20 protein-coding genes and 1 pseudogene are annotated in these 16,343 nt (G+C 71.0%); 13 read left to right on the plus strand and 8 right to left on the minus strand.

Annotation, left to right across the window (positions count from 1 at the left end):
- Positions 1–151 precede the first annotated feature (151 nt).
- From ABZ693_RS18395 to ABZ693_RS18415, 5 genes are all read left to right on the plus strand, one after another.
- The gene (locus tag ABZ693_RS18395; protein ID WP_359878045.1) at positions 152–787 is read left to right on the plus strand and encodes an MBL fold metallo-hydrolase; all 636 of its coding nucleotides are present in this window, start codon (positions 152–154) and stop codon (positions 785–787) included.
- An 11-nt stretch (positions 788–798) separates the two neighbouring features.
- Positions 799–1,341 (plus strand): hypothetical protein, encoded by a 543-nt coding sequence (locus tag ABZ693_RS18400; RefSeq protein WP_359878047.1) that lies wholly within the window; start codon positions 799–801, stop codon positions 1,339–1,341.
- Between the two features lie 146 nt (positions 1,342–1,487).
- Complete coding sequence (gene pdxS, locus ABZ693_RS18405; RefSeq protein WP_359878050.1) at positions 1,488–2,402, plus strand: pyridoxal 5'-phosphate synthase lyase subunit PdxS; 915 nt, start codon at positions 1,488–1,490, stop codon at positions 2,400–2,402.
- A 6-nt stretch (positions 2,403–2,408) separates the two neighbouring features.
- A complete protein-coding gene (gene pdxT, locus ABZ693_RS18410; RefSeq protein ID WP_359878052.1) occupies positions 2,409–3,005 on the plus strand; it encodes a pyridoxal 5'-phosphate synthase glutaminase subunit PdxT in 597 nt (198 codons plus the stop codon).
- Between the two features lie 63 nt (positions 3,006–3,068).
- Positions 3,069–3,821, plus strand: coding sequence for a YebC/PmpR family DNA-binding transcriptional regulator (locus tag ABZ693_RS18415; protein ID WP_359878055.1), 753 nt, complete (start codon positions 3,069–3,071; stop codon positions 3,819–3,821).
- 32 nt (positions 3,822–3,853) lie between these two features.
- Here the strand turns inward: ABZ693_RS18415 and ABZ693_RS18420 are convergent.
- The 3 genes and pseudogenes from ABZ693_RS18420 to ABZ693_RS18430 form a co-directional block, all read right to left on the minus strand.
- A pseudogene (locus tag ABZ693_RS18420) lies at positions 3,854–5,146 on the minus strand (FAD-dependent oxidoreductase); the annotation flags it as partial.
- A 225-nt stretch (positions 5,147–5,371) separates the two neighbouring features.
- Positions 5,372–6,181: a hypothetical protein gene (locus ABZ693_RS18425; RefSeq protein WP_359878058.1), complete on the minus strand. Its 810-nt coding sequence runs from the start codon at positions 6,179–6,181 to the stop codon at positions 5,372–5,374.
- A 117-nt stretch (positions 6,182–6,298) separates the two neighbouring features.
- The gene (locus ABZ693_RS18430) at positions 6,299–7,090 is read right to left on the minus strand and encodes a DUF2785 domain-containing protein (RefSeq protein ID WP_359878060.1); all 792 of its coding nucleotides are present in this window, start codon (positions 7,088–7,090) and stop codon (positions 6,299–6,301) included.
- Positions 7,091–7,446: 356 nt separating this feature from the next.
- On the opposite strand from ABZ693_RS18430, the gene ABZ693_RS18435 reads away from it, so the two are divergent.
- The 4 genes from ABZ693_RS18435 (at position 7,447) to ABZ693_RS18450 (ending at position 9,995) form a co-directional block, all read left to right on the plus strand.
- On the plus strand, positions 7,447–8,211 hold the full coding sequence (locus tag ABZ693_RS18435) for a dienelactone hydrolase family protein (protein WP_359878063.1): 765 nt from the start codon (positions 7,447–7,449) through the stop codon (positions 8,209–8,211).
- A 48-nt stretch (positions 8,212–8,259) separates the two neighbouring features.
- The gene (locus ABZ693_RS18440; protein WP_359878066.1) at positions 8,260–8,637 is read left to right on the plus strand and encodes a nuclear transport factor 2 family protein; all 378 of its coding nucleotides are present in this window, start codon (positions 8,260–8,262) and stop codon (positions 8,635–8,637) included.
- A 32-nt stretch (positions 8,638–8,669) separates the two neighbouring features.
- On the plus strand, positions 8,670–9,293 hold the full coding sequence (locus ABZ693_RS18445) for a class I SAM-dependent methyltransferase (RefSeq protein ID WP_359878069.1): 624 nt from the start codon (positions 8,670–8,672) through the stop codon (positions 9,291–9,293).
- A gap of 90 nt (positions 9,294–9,383) precedes the next feature.
- Positions 9,384–9,995, plus strand: a complete 612-nt coding sequence (locus ABZ693_RS18450; protein ID WP_359878071.1) for a hypothetical protein — start codon at positions 9,384–9,386, stop codon at positions 9,993–9,995.
- A 211-nt stretch (positions 9,996–10,206) separates the two neighbouring features.
- Here ABZ693_RS18450 and ABZ693_RS18455 read toward each other — a convergent pair whose 3' ends face one another.
- Genes ABZ693_RS18455 through ABZ693_RS18465 form a run of 3 tightly spaced genes read right to left on the minus strand, consistent with a single transcriptional unit; the run spans position 10,207 to position 11,821 of the window.
- On the minus strand, positions 10,207–10,740 hold the full coding sequence (locus ABZ693_RS18455) for a GNAT family N-acetyltransferase (protein WP_359878074.1): 534 nt from the start codon (positions 10,738–10,740) through the stop codon (positions 10,207–10,209).
- Positions 10,737–11,006 carry a DUF397 domain-containing protein gene (locus ABZ693_RS18460; protein WP_359878076.1) on the minus strand — a complete coding sequence of 90 codons (270 nt, stop codon included), beginning with the start codon at positions 11,004–11,006 and terminating at the stop codon, positions 10,737–10,739. The genes ABZ693_RS18455 and ABZ693_RS18460 overlap by 4 nt, the downstream gene beginning before the upstream one ends.
- Positions 10,988–11,821: a helix-turn-helix domain-containing protein gene (locus ABZ693_RS18465; protein ID WP_359878078.1), complete on the minus strand. Its 834-nt coding sequence runs from the start codon at positions 11,819–11,821 to the stop codon at positions 10,988–10,990. The genes ABZ693_RS18460 and ABZ693_RS18465 overlap by 19 nt, the downstream gene beginning before the upstream one ends.
- 116 nt (positions 11,822–11,937) lie before the next feature.
- On the opposite strand from ABZ693_RS18465, the gene ABZ693_RS18470 reads away from it, so the two are divergent.
- The gene (locus tag ABZ693_RS18470) at positions 11,938–12,222 is read left to right on the plus strand and encodes a hypothetical protein (RefSeq protein WP_359878080.1); all 285 of its coding nucleotides are present in this window, start codon (positions 11,938–11,940) and stop codon (positions 12,220–12,222) included.
- Positions 12,219–12,434: a hypothetical protein gene (locus ABZ693_RS18475; protein ID WP_359878082.1), complete on the plus strand. Its 216-nt coding sequence runs from the start codon at positions 12,219–12,221 to the stop codon at positions 12,432–12,434. The genes ABZ693_RS18470 and ABZ693_RS18475 overlap by 4 nt, the downstream gene beginning before the upstream one ends.
- A 100-nt stretch (positions 12,435–12,534) precedes the next feature.
- Here ABZ693_RS18475 and ABZ693_RS18480 read toward each other — a convergent pair whose 3' ends face one another.
- Positions 12,535–13,698: a DUF3103 family protein gene (locus ABZ693_RS18480; RefSeq protein ID WP_359878084.1), complete on the minus strand. Its 1,164-nt coding sequence runs from the start codon at positions 13,696–13,698 to the stop codon at positions 12,535–12,537.
- Between the two features lie 683 nt (positions 13,699–14,381).
- Positions 14,382–14,993 (minus strand): TetR/AcrR family transcriptional regulator, encoded by a 612-nt coding sequence (locus tag ABZ693_RS18485; RefSeq protein WP_359878086.1) that lies wholly within the window; start codon positions 14,991–14,993, stop codon positions 14,382–14,384.
- A gap of 124 nt (positions 14,994–15,117) precedes the next feature.
- Between ABZ693_RS18485 and ABZ693_RS18490 the strand changes: the two genes are divergently transcribed.
- Both ABZ693_RS18490 and ABZ693_RS18495 read left to right on the plus strand, forming a co-directional pair.
- Complete coding sequence (locus ABZ693_RS18490; protein WP_359878089.1) at positions 15,118–15,426, plus strand: putative antibiotic biosynthesis monooxygenase; 309 nt, start codon at positions 15,118–15,120, stop codon at positions 15,424–15,426.
- Positions 15,427–15,627: 201 nt separating this feature from the next.
- Complete coding sequence (locus ABZ693_RS18495; protein ID WP_359878092.1) at positions 15,628–16,263, plus strand: GNAT family N-acetyltransferase; 636 nt, start codon at positions 15,628–15,630, stop codon at positions 16,261–16,263.
- Positions 16,264–16,343: the final 80 nt, after the last annotated feature.

Below are 16,343 nucleotides of genomic sequence, written 5' to 3' on the forward strand. Positions count from 1 at the left end.
CACGGGAGGTACCCCCACCGCGTTGTCTCCCTCCTCCGCCTTGCGATCACCCGCACCGGACCCCGCTCCCTGATCCAGCCTGATCCAAAAGAAAGACCCTAGGAACGGAAGAGCGTGGTGTGCCTGTCCGCCCGCCGGGCAGGCACACCCCATGATCTCCACCAGGTGTCTCGACCTCGGGTACTTCACCCGGCCCGCCGCCGAGTGGGGTGGACCGCACGACCGCCGGGAGCCCGCCCTCGGCTATCTGGTCCGCCATGCCACCGGCACCGTGCTGTTCGACACCGGCATGGGCGAGGGGTCGCCCGAGGCCGACGCGCACTACCGTCCCGTACGCCGTGCGCTCCCCGTCGAGCCCGGTGACGTCGACGTCATCGTGAACTCCCACCTGCACTTCGACCACATCGGCGGCAACCAGCTCTTCCCCGGCACCCCCGTCCTCGTCCAGCGCACCGAACTGGCCACCGCGCGGGCCGGCGACCACACGATCGACACCCTGCTCCCGGGCGTCTCCTACCAGGAGATCGACGGCGAGTACGCGCTCGCGCCCGGCGTCCGCGTCGTCCCCACGCCCGGGCACACCGAGGGGCACCAGTCGCTCGTGCTCGACCACGGGGACCGGATGACCGTGCTCGCCGGGCAGGCGTACGACTTCGCGCACGAGTTCGGGACCCCGTACCGGCCCTGGCTCGACCGGCTCGGCGAGCTCGCCGCCGGGCGGCCGGTGCGTGTCCTGTTCGCCCATGACCACGACCTTTGGGAAGGGACGCTGCCGGCGCCCCGGTAGCCTGTGCGCCCGTGACCGCAACACTGATCTGGACCGTAGCCGCACTGATCCTCATCGGCGTCTACCTGAGCTGGACAGCCGGACGCCTCGACCGGCTGCACACCCGCATCGACGCCGCCCGCGCCGCCCTCGACGCGCAATTGCTGCGCCGCGCCTCGGTCGCCCAGGAGCTGGCCACGTCGGGGGTGCTCGACCCGGCCGCGTCGATCGTGCTCTACGAGGCGGCGCACGCCGCCCGGCAGGCCGAGGAGGAGCAGCGCGAGGTCGCCGAGAGCGAGCTGAGCCAGGCGCTGCGCGCGGTGTTCGGGGAGCCCGAGCAGGTCGAGGCGGTCCGCCGGGCGCCCGGCGGCGAGGAGGCCGCGGGGGAGCTCGCGGCGGCCGTGCGCCGGGTGCCGATGGCCCGGCGGTTCCACAACGACGCGGTACGGGCCGCGCGGGCGCTGCGCCGCCACCGCAAGGTCCGCTGGTTCCGGCTGGCCGGCCACGCCCCGTTCCCGATGGCCTTCGAGATGGACGACGAGCCGCCCGTCGCGCTCGCGGACCGCCCGGCCTGAACCGGCCGCGGCCCGCGGCATCGGCGGGTCATGATCACCTACGGTCGAAAATGATCCACGGGGTCCGTATTGGCCCTTGATGTGGACTGGTCGTGGCCTGTTTCCTCACTCTTGTCTTAACCCGCTGTGAACGAGTGAGGTACCCCGTGTCCACCACGCCTTCCGCCACCCCCCAGTCCCCCGAGACCGGCACCGCGCGCGTCAAGCGCGGCATGGCCGAGCAGCTCAAGGGCGGCGTGATCATGGACGTCGTCAACGCCGAGCAGGCGAAGATCGCCGAGGACGCCGGCGCCGTCGCCGTCATGGCTCTGGAGCGGGTCCCCGCGGACATCCGCAAGGACGGCGGCGTGGCCCGGATGTCCGACCCGAACATGATCGAGGAGATCATCGGCGCGGTCTCCATCCCGGTGATGGCCAAGTCCCGCATCGGCCACTTCGTCGAGGCCCAGGTCCTGCAGTCCCTCGGCGTCGACTACATCGACGAGTCCGAGGTCCTCACCCCGGCCGACGAGGTCAACCACTCCGACAAGTGGGCCTTCACGACCCCCTTCGTCTGTGGCGCCACCAACCTGGGCGAGGCCCTGCGCCGCATCGCCGAGGGCGCGGCCATGATCCGCTCCAAGGGCGAGGCCGGCACCGGCAACGTCGTCGAGGCCGTCCGCCACCTGCGCCAGATCAAGAACGAGATCGCCAGGCTGCGCGGCTTCGACAACAACGAGCTGTTCGCCGCCGCCAAGGACCTGCGCGCCCCGTACGAGCTGGTCAAGGAGGTCGCCGAGCTCGGCAAGCTGCCGGTCGTGCTGTTCTCCGCCGGCGGTGTGGCCACCCCGGCCGACGCCGCGCTGATGCGCCAGCTCGGCGCCGAGGGCGTCTTCGTCGGCTCCGGCATCTTCAAGTCCGGCGACCCGGCCAAGCGCGCCGCCGCCATCGTGAAGGCCACCACCTTCTACGACGACCCGAAGGTCATCGCGGACGCCTCCCGCAACCTGGGCGAGGCCATGGTCGGCATCAACTGCGACACCCTGCCCGAGTCCGAGCGCTACGCGAACCGGGGCTGGTAAGCACCCATGAGCACCTCCGGTACCCCGGTCATCGGAGTCCTGGCCCTCCAGGGCGACGTACGGGAGCACCTGATCGCCCTGGCCGCGGCGGACGCCGTGGCCAGGCCCGTCAGGCGCCCCGAGGAGCTGGCCGAGGTGGACGGCCTGGTGATCCCGGGCGGCGAGTCCACCACCATCTCCAAGCTGGCCACGCTGTTCGGCCTCATGGAGCCGGTCCGCAAGCGGATCGCGACCGGCATGCCCGTGTACGGCACCTGCGCCGGCCTGATCATGCTGGCCGACAAGATCCTCGACCCGCGCTCGGGCCAGGAGACCTTCGGCGGCATCGACATGATCGTGCGCCGCAACGCCTTCGGCCGGCAGAACGAGTCCTTCGAGGCCTCCGTCGCGGTCCGCGGAATAGAGAGCCCCGTCGAGGGCGTCTTCATCCGTGCCCCCTGGGTGGAGTCCGTCGGTGCCGAGACCGAGGTGCTCGCCGAGCACGGCGGTCACATCGTGGCCGTGCGCCAGGGCCGCGCCCTCGCGACCTCGTTCCACCCCGAACTCACCGGCGATCACCGAATCCACGCACTGTTCGTGGACATGGTGCGCACGGAGCGGTGAGGCGCTCCCGGTAGGATCTCTCGGGTTCGTGCAGAAAATTGGTTACGCGAAGGAGACAGGCAGATGTCCGGCCACTCTAAATGGGCTACGACGAAGCACAAGAAGGCCGTGATCGACGCCAAGCGCGGCAAGCTCTTCGCGAAGCTGATCAAGAACATCGAGGTCGCGGCCCGCACCGGCGGCGCCGACATGGAGGGCAACCCGACGCTGTTCGACGCCGTCCAGAAGGCGAAGAAGTCGTCGGTCCCGAACAAGAACATCGACTCCGCGATCAAGCGTGGTGGCGGCCTTGAGGCCGGCGGCGTCGACTACGACACGATCATGTACGAGGGTTACGGCCCGAGCGGTGTCGCGGTGCTCATCGAGTGCCTCACCGACAACCGCAACCGCGCCGCCTCCGACGTGCGCGTCGCCATGACCCGCAACGGCGGCTCCATGGCCGACCCGGGTTCGGTCTCGTACCTGTTCAACCGCAAGGGCGTCGTCGTGCTCCCCAAGGGTGAGCTGTCCGAGGACGACGTCCTCGAGACCGTTCTGGAGGCGGGCGCCGAGGAGGTCAACGACCTCGGCGAGCAGTTCGAGGTCATCAGCGAGTCCACCGACCTGGTCGCGGTCCGCTCCGCGCTCCAGGCGGCCGGCATCGACTACGACTCGGCCGAGTCCAGCTTCGTCCCGAGCATGCAGGTCGAGCTCGACGAGGACGGCGCGCGCAAGATGTTCAAGCTGATCGACGCCCTCGAGGACAGCGACGACGTGCAGAACGTCTACGCCAACTTCGACGTCAGCGACGAGGTCATGGCGAAGGTCGACGCCTGATCGCGACCTGAGCGCGGTATCCGAGGCAGCGGGCCCAGCGCCTTCTCGGCGGCGTCGAGCTTGTACCAGCCCTCCCACGTCGTGTACGTGAGGCCCTTGCCCTCCAGGAAGGCCACGACCGCGGCCTCCTCCGGGGACTCGGGGGTGAGCAGGCGCCCGTGGGCGTGGTCGTCGAGCAGGTTGGCCACGGTCTCGTTGGCGTCGCCCTTGGTGTGGCCGATGAGGCCGACGGGGCCGCGCCGGATCCAGCCGGTGACGTACGTGGAGGGCATGGGCGCGTCGGCCTCCATGACCCGGCCGCCCTCGTCCGGGACGGTGCCGCTGGTGGTGTCCCAAGGCAGCTTCGGCAGCTCGTCGGAGAGGTAGCCGACGGCCCGGTAGACGGACTGGACGTCCCAGTCGGTGGTCCGGCCGGTGCCCTTGACGTTGCCGGTGCCGTCCAGCTCGGTGCGCTCGGTGCGCAGGCCGACGACCTTGCCGTCCTCGCCGAGGATCTCGACCGGGGACTCGAAGAAGTGCAGGTAGAGCTTGTGCGGGCGGTCGCCGATGTCGCGGATCGCCCAGTTCTCCAGGGTCTTGGCGACCATGTCGGTCTGCTTGTTCTTGCGCCGCTCGGCGATCGAGCCCTCGTCGTAGTCGATGTCCTCGGGGTTGACGATGACCTCGATGTTCGGGGAGTGGTCCAGCTCGCGCAGCTCCATGGGGCTGAACTTGGCCTGGGCCGGGCCGCGGCGGCCGAAGACGTGGATCTCGACGGCCTTGTTGGCCTTGAGCCCGTCGAAGACGTTGGCCGGGATCTCGGTCGGCAGCAGCTCGTCGGCGGTCTTCGCGAGGATGCGGGAGACGTCGAGGGCGACGTTGCCGACGCCGAGGACGGCGACCTTCTCGGCCTCCAGCGGCCAGGTGCGCGGCACGTCCGGGTGGCCGTCGTACCAGGACGCGAAGTCGGCCGCGCCGTACGAGCCGTCCAGCTCGACGCCCGGGATCCGCAGCTCGCGGTCGGCCATCGCCCCGGTGGAGAAGACGACCGCGTCGTAGAACGCGCGCAGGTCGTCGAGGTGCACGTCGGTGCCGTAGTCGACGTTGCCGAAGAGGCGGACCTGCGGCTTGTCGAGCACCTGGTGGAGGGCGGTGATGATGCCCTTGATGCGCGGGTGGTCGGGTGCGACGCCGTAGCGGATCAGACCGAAGGGTGCGGGCATCCGTTCGAAGATGTCGATGGACACACCCGGCTCGGCGGCGGCCTCGGACTTCAGCAGCGCGTCAGCGGCGTAGATCCCGGCGGGGCCGGCGCCGACGATCGCGACGCGGAGGGGGCGGGGCATGTCTGGATTCCCTTCACACAAACGACGTGGCGGTGCAGCCGCCACTTAGGCCAGCCTAAATAACACGGACGGGTGATCGGTACTCGCCCCCGGCCTATGGCCTCATAAGGCTGACTTATGGGTTCTCAAAGGGAATCTCTTAGTCCTCTCGGGGCCCTCGGTGTTCCGGTGCGGATGCGCGGGGCAGGGGTGGTGCGGCGGCCCGGTCGTCGGCGCGGGTCGTGCTCACGGCACCCCGTCCTTGAAGGACTCCACCAGGAAGAGCACCGCCATGGCGGCGGCGTTGAGCGCGCAGAAGACGAGGAAGACGCCGAGCCCCGCGTTCAGCCGCCGCGTGAACGGAATCTGGAGCGCGACCGCGTCCGTCGGATCCTCTGCGTCGTAGGCGACGGTCAGGGCGACCGCGTCGACCCCGTGCGCGAGCACCCGCTGCATACCGGTGCCGTCCTGGTAGAGATACACGCCGGGCCGGGCCTCCACCGCGGCGACCGTCACCCCGTGCCTGACCAGCCGCCGTTCGTGCCACCACGTCCCGAGAAGGTATCCGCCGACGCCGAACCCGGCCGTCGCGAGGAGGCCGACCGGCACCATGGCGATGGCCGTGCCCATGTCGTCCGCGAGGGCGGCGGCCGTGCTCAGGACGGCCATCGAGCCCTGGCAGCCGAGCACGAGCCACTTGATGCGCCGCAGGAACCGCCGGCGGTGCGCCGGCCGCCGGGTGCGCAGCACGACGAGTGTGGCGCCGTCGATCTCCTCGCCGTCCTCCGGTGCGGGCAGGAGCGAGGTCACGCCCTTGGCGAAGAGGGTCGCCGCGGCCTCGCTCACGTCCTCGACCCGGTACACCAGCGGCTCCGCCCCGGCCGGCGCCCGCAGCTCGACGGCCACCGCCCGCCCCTCGGCCCGCACCCGCGCGACGGCCTCCAGGCGGATCGTCAGCTCCTCGCCGGGCCGTTCGAGGACCAGGCAGTCGGGCTCGGCGGACAGCATGGTGGCGCCCCGGCCCTGGAGGAGGGGTATCGGATTCAAGATCGACATGACGGGAGCGTAGGTCCGGAGTGAGACATTCCGGGAGAGCTCGAAACTGCTTCCCTTAAACGGACTTCAAGCCCGCTCGCCGTCGAACCGGGCCGAGTCGCATCGTCGGGTGATTCGTCAGCGTTTGACGATCCGGTCGAGGGTGGCGGCGAGGGCGGACTTGACCGCCTCGCGGTGCGGGAGGGGTTCCGCCTCGTGCTCGCTGGTGGGGCGTACGCCGCGGTCCGCGAGGATGTACAGCAGGCGCAGGGTGCGCAGGCAGTTGCTGAGGTGGGCGGGCACCGGGGTGCTGATGCGGTCGGACCCGAAGCGGTCGGCGATCGCGTCGAGCCAGCCGACGGCGTCGCGCTCGCTCAGGTCGGCGCGGGTCAGGACGCGGGCGATCGCCCGGGCGAGGCGGTCGTCCTCCAGCTGGTCGTAGACGTGGTCGGTGGGCTCGGTCAGCCGGGCGGCGGCGAGGTCCAGCATCCGCGTCGGCGCCACCTCGGGGTGGAGGCCGAAGCCGGCGAGCAGATCCGCGCCGTGCGCCACCGCGTGCAGCCAGCCGAGGGTGTCGTCGTGGCCGCGCAGATCCCGCTCCGCCGGGTACCAGCGCGCGAACGCGTCCACCCAGCCGGTCTTGAAGTCCCCCGCCGCCACCAGCATCCCGAGGACGAGGGGCGCGAAGGTACGGGCCTCGGTCCGCGGGTCGGTGAGCCGCGCGGCCATCTCGTCGCCCAGCTCCAGCCGCCGGGACGGCTCGATCGTCCCGCGGGCTATCCAGGTCGCGAGGACGCCGTAGGGTTCGCCGTCCCGGACCAGCGGATCGGGATCCGCCAGGGCGCGGGACAGCTCGCGTACGAGGTCGTCCATGGGCCGGCCGGCGGGCACGGCGTAGTCGGCGGCCTCGACGTTCTTCCAGTTGATCATGACGGCAGGCTAGGCGGTGATGGCCGCCGGCGCCCGCGAATTATGTCCGGGTATTCGCCGTGACCTGCCAACCACCGGAAACTGTGCGGAAGTTCCGGACCCGGTCGGGCGCGGATCCCCGCGCCTGCACCAGGTGCGCGGGCCGCCGTCGGGGAGCGGGACCTCGGCCGTGACCGTGAAACCGAGACGCTCGCAGAACCGCGCGTTCGCCTCGCCGGAGGTCTCCGGGAACACCGGATACCCGGCGCGAGGACGACGGCCGGTGTTCACCGCCGCGCACAGGTCCGCGTGCTTCACTTCCGGCGCGTCGATGACAGGCTCCGTACATCGACCACGACAGGAACAGGAGAACGACCATGCCCGCCACGACCACCACCACGACGCTGCGCGTTCCCACGCCCGACGGCCACGCCGACGCCCTCGCCGCCTTCCCCCAGGACGGCGGGGATCACCCGGCGGTGCTGATGTACCCGGACGCCTTCGGGCTGCGGCCCGTGCTGGAGGAGATGGCCCGTGAGCTGGCCGGACACGGCTACTACGTGCTCGTCCCCAACTTCTACTACCGCCACGGCCCGGCGCCGGTGTTCGAGCTTCCCGCGCACATCACCACCGAGAACCGCTCCGAGGTCATCGGCCGGCTGATGCCCCTGCTCAAGGAGAGCGTCGCCCCCGAACTCGTCCTGCGCGACGCCGACGCCTACCTGGCCTTCCTCGCCGAGCAGCCCGGGGCCGCCCCCGGCCCCGTCGCCGTGACCGGCTACTGCATCGGTGCCCTCCTGGCGCTGCGCACCGCCGCGGCCCACCCCGACCGGGTGGCCGCGATCGCCGGATTCCACCCGGCGGCCGTGGTCAACGACGAGCCCGACAGCCCGCACGTCGTCATCCCCCGGCTGGCCGCGCAGGTGCATTTCGGCATCGCCGAGTCCGACGTGACGCCCGAGATCGTCGAGACGCTCTACGCGTCCCTCGACGCGGCCGGCGCCCGCGACACCTGCGAGATCTACCCGGGCACGGAGCACGGCTTCACGATGTCCGACACCGACGTGTTCAGCCCCTCCGGGATGGAACGCCACTGGCAGCGGCTGCTCGCGCTCCTCGGCCGCACCCTCGCCAAGGGCTGAGGAGTACGGCGGGGGCGATTGTCGGAGGCGTCTGACACAGTGCGCGCCATGGAGACGTCGAAAGTGGTCGAGGCCCTGTGGGACCGGATCGAGGCGCGGGACTGGGACGGCGCCGCCGCGCTGGTCGCGGAGGACGCCGTCGTCGAGTGGCCGGTCAGCCGCGAACGCATCGTGGGCAGGGAGAACTTCATCGCGGTGAACCGCGAGTACCCGGAGGGCTGGTCGATTCGCGTCCTCCGGATCGTGGCCGACGGCGACGAGGCCGTCTCGGAGGTCGAGGTTCCGCACAAGGGCCTCGGCGTCTTCCGTGCCGTGTCGTTCTGGTCCGTCCGCGACGGGCGGATCGTCCGCGGAACGGAGTACTGGACGACCCTGGGCGGCGATCCGCGCCCGGAGTGGCGGGCCGCCTACGTCGAAGCGATGTGAAGGCCGTGGGCCGGGGCGTAGGGTGCGGCCTCATGGCCGAGCCCTCCCACCTCGCGGCGGTACGGGAGTCGTACGACACCGTCGCCGCCGCGTACGCCGAAGTCGTCCCGCCGCCCGCCGCGTTGGACCCGCTGTCCCGGGCCATGCTGCACGCCTTCGCCGAGGAGACGGCGGGCGCGGGACCGGTCGCGGACGTGGGGTGCGGGCCGGGGCGGATCACCGCGTACCTGGCGGAGCGCGGCGTACGCGCCGTCGGCCTCGACCTGTCGAGCCGGATGACCGAACTGGCCCGACAGGCGTACCCCCACGTCCCGTTCGCCGTCGCCTCGATGACCACGCTCCCGGTCCGCGACGGCGCGCTCGCCGGCCTCCTGGCGTACTACTCCACCCACCACACCCCGCCCGCGCTCCTGCCGGACGTCTTCGCGGAGTTCCGGCGCGCGCTGGCGCCCGGCGGGCTGCTGATGCTCGCGGGGCACGTCGGTACGGGCGAGTGCCGCAGGCCCACCGAGGCGTACGGCGGTCTGCCCGTCTCGTTCGCGTCTCACCGTCTGCCCGCGACTCGGATCGCCGCCCTCCTGGAGGCGGCGGGCCTCACGGTCACGGCGCGGCTGGAGGAGGGGCGGTTCGCGACCTTCCGTGCACGGCGAGGGTGAGGACGGGTCGCCGTCGCTTAACGTCGTGTCGTCGTGAGTCCGGCGGTGGGGAGCCGCCGACTCCACTTGAGCCGGATCAGGGGGCATCACATGGACGCGAGTGTCGCATCGGCCGTGATTGGGGCCGTCGCCGTGGGCGGCACCGCTCTCGGAACGGTCCTCGGCGGATGGGTGCAGGCGCGGGGCGGCCAGGCTCAGGCGCGAGCCGCCCAGGAAGCGGCGCGTATAGCGGCGGACTCCGCGCACCATCAGGCCGTGTACGAACGGCGCTGGACCGTGCTGGCCGCCTATCTCCGCGCCGCCAGCGAGTGCATGGAAGCCGCGGACCGGCTCTACACCACGGACTCGCTTCCCGACGCCCGACGGCACTGGCACGCGTTGACGCTCGCGCACGCCGAGGCCGAACTGGCGGCCCCGACGGTCCTCCTCGCTCCTGTCGACGAACTCCGCAAGGTGGTCGGCCGGATGTACTGGACGGCACAGCGGTTCGCCCCCGCCGAGCGCGCTTGGAAGGAGCTGGTCAGACGGGCGAAGGAGGGGGAGACGGCGGCGGTCCGCGCGCGGGAGGCGGTCGAGCGGCTCTGGGAGAACGCCGATCAGGTGCCCCCTCGGAACGGGAATCCTCTCCGGAGTACGCCGGTGCGAGGAGCGCTCTCGAAGACCTTCCCGGATTCGCCGACGAACAGATGGTGCTCCTGCTGAACGGGACGCGACAGCGGCGCGAGACCGCCGCCCTGGAGAGGGAGACCCGGAAGGACCATCACATCTCGGCACGCCGGGAGTTGGTATCGGCCGCCCGGAGCGCGTTCGGCACGGACCGCCTGTAGTGCTCCCGTGACGGCGGTGGCTCCGTGGGACGGACTCGGGGCGGCGCCGGCCTCCGGGGTGGCTCGCGGCTCGGGGCCGGTCGCGATCAGGCGAGAGCCTCGCGACCGAGAGACCAGACGCGGTTCTCCACGCCGTCGACCATCATGGACGGCAGTTCGGCGAAGCCGAGGCGCGTGGGGACGGACGCGCTGGCGTGGTTGTCGACGTCGTGGGACACGATGACCCGCTCGACGCCCGGCATCCGGAACGCCTGCTCCACCAGCGCCCGCGTCGCCCGGGTGGCCACCCCGAGGCCGGTGGCGGCGGGGTGGAGCCAGTAGCCGATCTCGTACGCGTCGCCCGGGATCTGCTCGTGCCGGTGCAACTGGCAGGCGCCGGCGATCGATCCGTCCAGGAGGATCGCGTACGTGTACTCGTCGTGCCCCCACCGCTCGGCGCGCCGCGACAGGAACGACGCCGTCCAGTCCGGGCTGTACACCTCGGACCAGGAGATCCACGGTTCCAGGTGGTCGAGTGATTCGCCGATGACCCGGTGGAGTTCCGGCAGATCCGCCGGGTCTTCGAAACGGCGCAGGACGAGCTCGTCGTCCAGGCGTATTCGGGGGGAGGGGGCCGTCACGCCTTGACCCCGTCCACGAAGGCCGCCCAGGCGGCCGTCGGGACGACGAGGGCGGGACCGTCGGGGACCTTGCTGTCACGGACGGGGACCACGCCGGGGACCCCGTCCAGGACCTCCACGCAGGAGCCACCCGACCCATTGCTGTACGAGCTCTTGCGCCAGGCGGCGCCGGTGAAGTCGTACGCGACCTCGACGCAGTCGCCGCCTTCACCGTTGCTGTACGAGCTTTTGAACCAGTGGGCGTTGCTCAGGTCGTACTGGCGCATCGTCTGAATTCCTCCGCCGCCGATTCGATCAGGGCCAGGGACGCCTCCGGCGACAGCGCGGCGACCCTGAGCAGATCGTAGGCGCGCTGTGCCTGCTTCACCACCGCCGGATCGTCGAGGAGCGTGCCCGAAAATTCCGTCTCTGTATAGGCAGTTGGCGGCTGGTCGGAGAACTCCATGAGTTGCAGCATGCCGCCCATCGAGGCGTGTGCTCCGGTCGTACGCGGGAGCACGGTGACCAGGACCAAGCGCTTCCGGACCAGCTCCGCGATGTGCTCCAGCTGCCGTGCCATGACCTGCGGTCCGCCGACCGGAGTGAGCAGGGTGTTCTCGTGCACGATCACCCAGTACTCGGGGCGTGCGGCGTCTTTGAGTATCACCTGCCGGTCGACACGCGAGCTGACCTTCTCCTCGATGTACTCCTCCGTCGCGAACGGATTCGTCGCGGTCGTCACCGCTCGCGCGTACTCGGCGGTCTGCAGCAGACCCGGGACGACCGTCGGCGCGAACTCGCAGAGCTTCGTCGCCTGCGCCTCCAGCTCGGCCACATCGTTGAAATAGACCGCGTAAGGCGATCCGTCGACGAGCTTCCGGCACGTCCGCTCGAAAATACCGCCGGTTTGAAGAACCACGTCGATTCGCTGGGCGACATCCAGCTGTGGCTTTCGTACTCCCTGCTCGAACAGACCGATGTAGGTCCCCGAGACGAACACCTGTACACCCAGCTCGTTCCGGGTGAGGTTCGCCGCTTCCCGTCGCTCCCTGAGGAGTTCGCCGAAGAACTCCCAGGCTTCTTTGCTCTTGCCTTTGGCCATGGATTAACTCCCAAACGGCACAGCGCTGTTGTTGTCCCAGCGCGTATCCCGATTCTACGGAGGGTGCTCCACGCTGGTTGTCGTCCACGGGAATTGAACCGGAAAGGAAGGCGTTGATGGAAAACGACAACATGCGATCGACGGACGAGGCGTGTGAGGCAGTGGTGAGGGAATTGGGTGACGCGCTCGAACGGGCCGGAATCGTCCTGCCGTCGCTCGGGCTCGACGCGGTCACGCTGACCTCGGGGCCGCCGCGCGCGCCGCTGGTGGATCTGGGACGCTGCTCGGCCGGCATCGCCCGGCAGCTGACGGAAGCGCTCCTGAGGGCCCGGGCGGACCGCGCGGACCCCGCGGCCGGTCCGGTCGACGCGAAGCACGGGAACGAAGGGGGACGGGGATGAAACCGCCCATCGGCGCGTACGTGATCGACACGCGTACCGGCAAGGTCGGAACCGTCATGGGACACGAGGGCCCCTACCTCCAGGTACGGCCCATCGGCGGCGGCCGGGAGTGGGACTGCGAACCGGACCGGCTGCGGATCGCCACGCCGTCCGAGCGCCTGCGGGCGTCGACCGCGTACGTGAACGCCCGGAGCCGGGGCGAGGTGCCCTGACGGGCGCGGATCACCGCGGATGAACGAACGGGAGGGCCTGCGGGGAATGTCCCTCCCCGCAGGCCCCGTTCGGTCCAGGTCCCGTTGTCCGCCCCGAGGGTCAGAGCTGCGAGACGAAGTACGGCTCGACGGTCATGTAGCCGTTGCCCCGCGCGCCGTAGTAGGTGCCCTTGTTGGCCTGGGCGAGGGTGTACCAGCTGTCGACGTAGTCCGGGTCGTCCGTCCACCAGTCGTCCGGGATGGCGTCCAGGATGGCGTTGACGAGCGGGATGTACGCGCCGCCGTCGACGATGGTGAGCAGGATGCCGGCGATGGCCTTGGCGAGGTCGCGGTAGTTGGTGCTGCCGTCCTCCTCCATCATCACGGCGTCGGCCAGGTTGTACTTGTAGGACGACCAGTTGACGAGGATCTGGTTCGGCCGGTAGACCGTGCCGTCGTAGTCGAGGTACGGCATGTCGACCGGGTCGACGCGGACCTTGCCGTCCTGGCCGAAGCCGCTGACGAGGGTGTAGATCTCGGCCTTGCCCTTGATCCAGGGCTCCTCGTCGTCGTTGAGGTGGACGGCCGTGATCTTCGTGGTCCAGAAGCCGGCGGCGGCTGCCGCCGGGGTGCCGGTCACCGTCTGGGGCGCGGCGGACTCGACGCCGGCCTTCACCAGTTCCTGGCGCATGACGTCCAGGCCGGCGGCGAGCGCCTTGGTGCCGTCGACGTCGACGACGTACACGGGGTGCGACGGCGGCGTCTTGGCGTCCAGGACGTGGGCCCGGCCCTCGCTGTCGTACGCGGTGACGGTGGTGAGCTCGTCGTCGGAGACGGCGGCGGCCACCCACGGCTCCTCGCCGGCCGAGAGGGAGGTGCGCATCGACGCGTCGCCGAGGCGGAGTTGGAGGAGCGAGCCGGTCTTGGCGGCGTTGAGGCCCTTGGCCTCGGCGATGTCGCGGTCGGCGGCGGCGAGGCGGGTCTTCAGGGCGCCGCTCGCCTGGTCGGTGACGGACACCTCGGCGGACTTCAGGGCCGCCGTACGGAGTCGCGCCTTCCAGGACGTGTCGCCGAGCGAGCGCGCGATGTCCCGGGCCGCCCGGTCCTGGGCGGAGGTGACGGCGGCCTTGGTGACGGAGTGGGCGCGGGCGGCGGGTGCGGCCGTCCGGTCGGGTGCCGCGGAGGCGGTGGCGGCGGCGCTCAGGGTCTGCACCGCGCAGAACGCGACCAGGGTGGCGGCGGTGGCGGTGAGGGTGCCGCGTCGTCTGGTGTGACGAGGTCTCACGGGGATCGTTCCTCCTGCATGGGGAGTGGCTGGTGCGGGGATGCCGGAAGCCGGCGGAGGATGGGGCGGAGATACCTGGAGACGAACCCGGAAGCAGCCCGCGCAAGGGATCTATGCGGGTAGATGACTTCCCAGGCGCCATAATGACGAGGGCATGTCATGGGCACAAGGTTTTCACGGCACGCGCGGACGAACTTGACGATCCAGTAGGGGAGTTGGCGCGATTCATGCGCTCCGGTGGCTGTTCATCGTCGCCCGCCGAGGCGGCGAGGGCGTGGCGGCGGCCGAAACCTTTCGCCTGGGAGAGGCGGCGCGGGCGATACTCCGCCTCCTGAACGAGACCGGATGACGGCGGGGTCGACCGTCAGTGGACCCGTGCTCTCCAGCCGGTCCAGCACTTCCGGCGGATATCCCCAGTGCCCCTTCGAGCGTCGCGTCGGCGCCGTGAGCGCTTCCGCCTCACCGGCACGCCACACGGGCGCGTGGTCGTCGCGGAGCGGGGGGTTCTACCTGCGGATGGGCGCCGAGCGCGTCGGTGAACGGGAGGTCGCCCCGGGCCGGGTGCTGCCGGTCCTGAGGGGCGACGTCCCGGAGGTGTGAGGGCTCCGGAAGGTCGGCTCAGCCGGTGCGGTCCGGGTCCGCGGGGCCGGCTTCGCACGTGGCCGGGCCTGCCTCGCGCGTGGTCACGGGCCGGCTTCGCGCGTGGTCAGCCGCTGGACCAGCAGGATCAGGGCGTCACGGTCCGCCACCGGACGCGGATCCGGGGTGGAGGTCATGAGCAGGCGGGTGATCTGGGGCAGCATGAACCAGCCGGTGACCAGGGTGATCACCGCGTACATCAGGCGGGCGGGGTCGGTGTCCCGGCTCAGGGCGCCCGCGTCCTGGGCGAGGGTGACGGCTTGGATCTTCTCGGCGTAGTGGGCGGTCCGTTCGGCCTCCGCGACCAGGGGGACGGCCGGGTCCTCGACGCCGCACTGGAGACCCTCCCAGGCCAGCAGCCGGGGGAGGTGCGGGTGCGCGCGGTGGTAGTCGTAGACGCGGCCCGCGTAGTCGCCGAGGTCTTCGGCCTGCTCCGCCGAGAGCGGCACGGCCGCGGCGAGCCTGGCCATCTCGCAGGCGAGGACCGCGCCGAAGAGCTGCTCCTTGTTGCCGAAGTACTGGTAGATCCGCTCCTTGTTCACCCCCGCCCGGGTCGCGACCCGGGCGACGCGGGCGCCCTGGGGGCCGTGCTCGGCGAACTCCTCGACGGCGGCGTCGAGGAGGAGCTGCTTGGTGCGTGCGGTGTCCCAGGCCATGGCGTCACGATACCTCGAATCCAACCGGTTGGTTGGACATTGGCGGGCGGCCGTGGCAAACTCCAACCATCCGGTTGGGGAGTGGGTCTCCGGCCGTACGTCTCGAGTCGGAAGGACCGTCCCCATGACCACGCCCGCCGCGACCAGCGCCTCCACCGTTCCGGTCGCCCCGGCGGCAGCCGAGGCTGCCCCGCAGGTCGTGCCGTCCGTGCACCGCCGGGCCCTGCTGACCTGGATGGCCGTCTACCCCGCCATCACGGTCGCCTTCCTGATCCTGGGGCCGTACACCGCCGACCTGCCGCTGGCCCTGCGCACGCTGGTCATGACGGCGGTCGTCGTCCCGGCCGTCGTCTACTTCCTCGTCCCGGCCCTGCTCAAGGTCAACCACAAGGCGTCCGTCGCGCTCGGCGCCGGCCGCAAGGGCGCTGCCTGAGTTCTCGGCCTGGGTCCTCGGCTTGAGTTTTCGGTCTGAGCCCTCGACCCGGGTCCTCGGCCGCCCGACGGCGAGATTCGGCCTTCCTGTAAGACCCTCCCAATATCTGGGTGCCTTACGCGTGCGCGGCACGTAACGTGTGCGGCCGCATTGTGGGTATGACGCGGGTCGCGTGCGCGGCCCCGGCGACGGGAGGGCGCGATGCCGGCGGACATGGTGGAGACGTGGGTGGCGGGCTGGGCGGTGTCGCGGCGGACGCCGCCGCCGGTCGCGCAGCCGTGGGGCTATTACATCGAGGTGGCCGGCAACCCCGCCGAGGTCGGCCGCCATGTCCTCCCGGTGACCGGGGAATCGCTGGTCCGCGACGCGGCCGCCGCCGTGACGGTCCCGCGGACCTGGATGAAGATGCCCGCCGAACCCGGGGGCGTCGAGCCCTGGCTGTCTCCGGGATGGGTGGTGGCCTGGGAGGAGACCGGCCATCTGATGGCCGCCGACCTGACGGTCACGGCACTCCGCCCGCCCGAGGGATACGGCGTGACCGTCGAGTACCTCGAAGGTGTCATCCACGCTCGGGTGTCGGACGCCGCCGGCCGGCCCGCGGCCCAGGGGCAGGCGGCGCTCCTCGGTGAGACCGCGGTGATGGACCGGGTGGTGACCGACGAGGCCCACCGACGGCGCGGTCTGGGCGGTCTCGTGATGCGTACGCTCGCCGACGAGGCCGTGGCCCGGGGCGCGGGCACGGGCGTACTCGGTGCGACGGACCCCGGCCGCGCGCTGTACGAGACGCTGGGCTGGAAGAAGCACGCGACGATCGCGGAGTGCGTGTACCGGCCCTGACGCGGCCGTCGCGGTGGCGGGACGAGGATTCGCCGCACCAGCCGTATTTCCCCTCGTCGCAACGGCAGTTGAAGCTTCCG

This window comes from Streptomyces laurentii (assembly GCF_040635425.1).
In the GTDB taxonomy this organism is placed as follows: domain Bacteria; phylum Actinomycetota; class Actinomycetes; order Streptomycetales; family Streptomycetaceae; genus Streptomyces; species Streptomyces laurentii.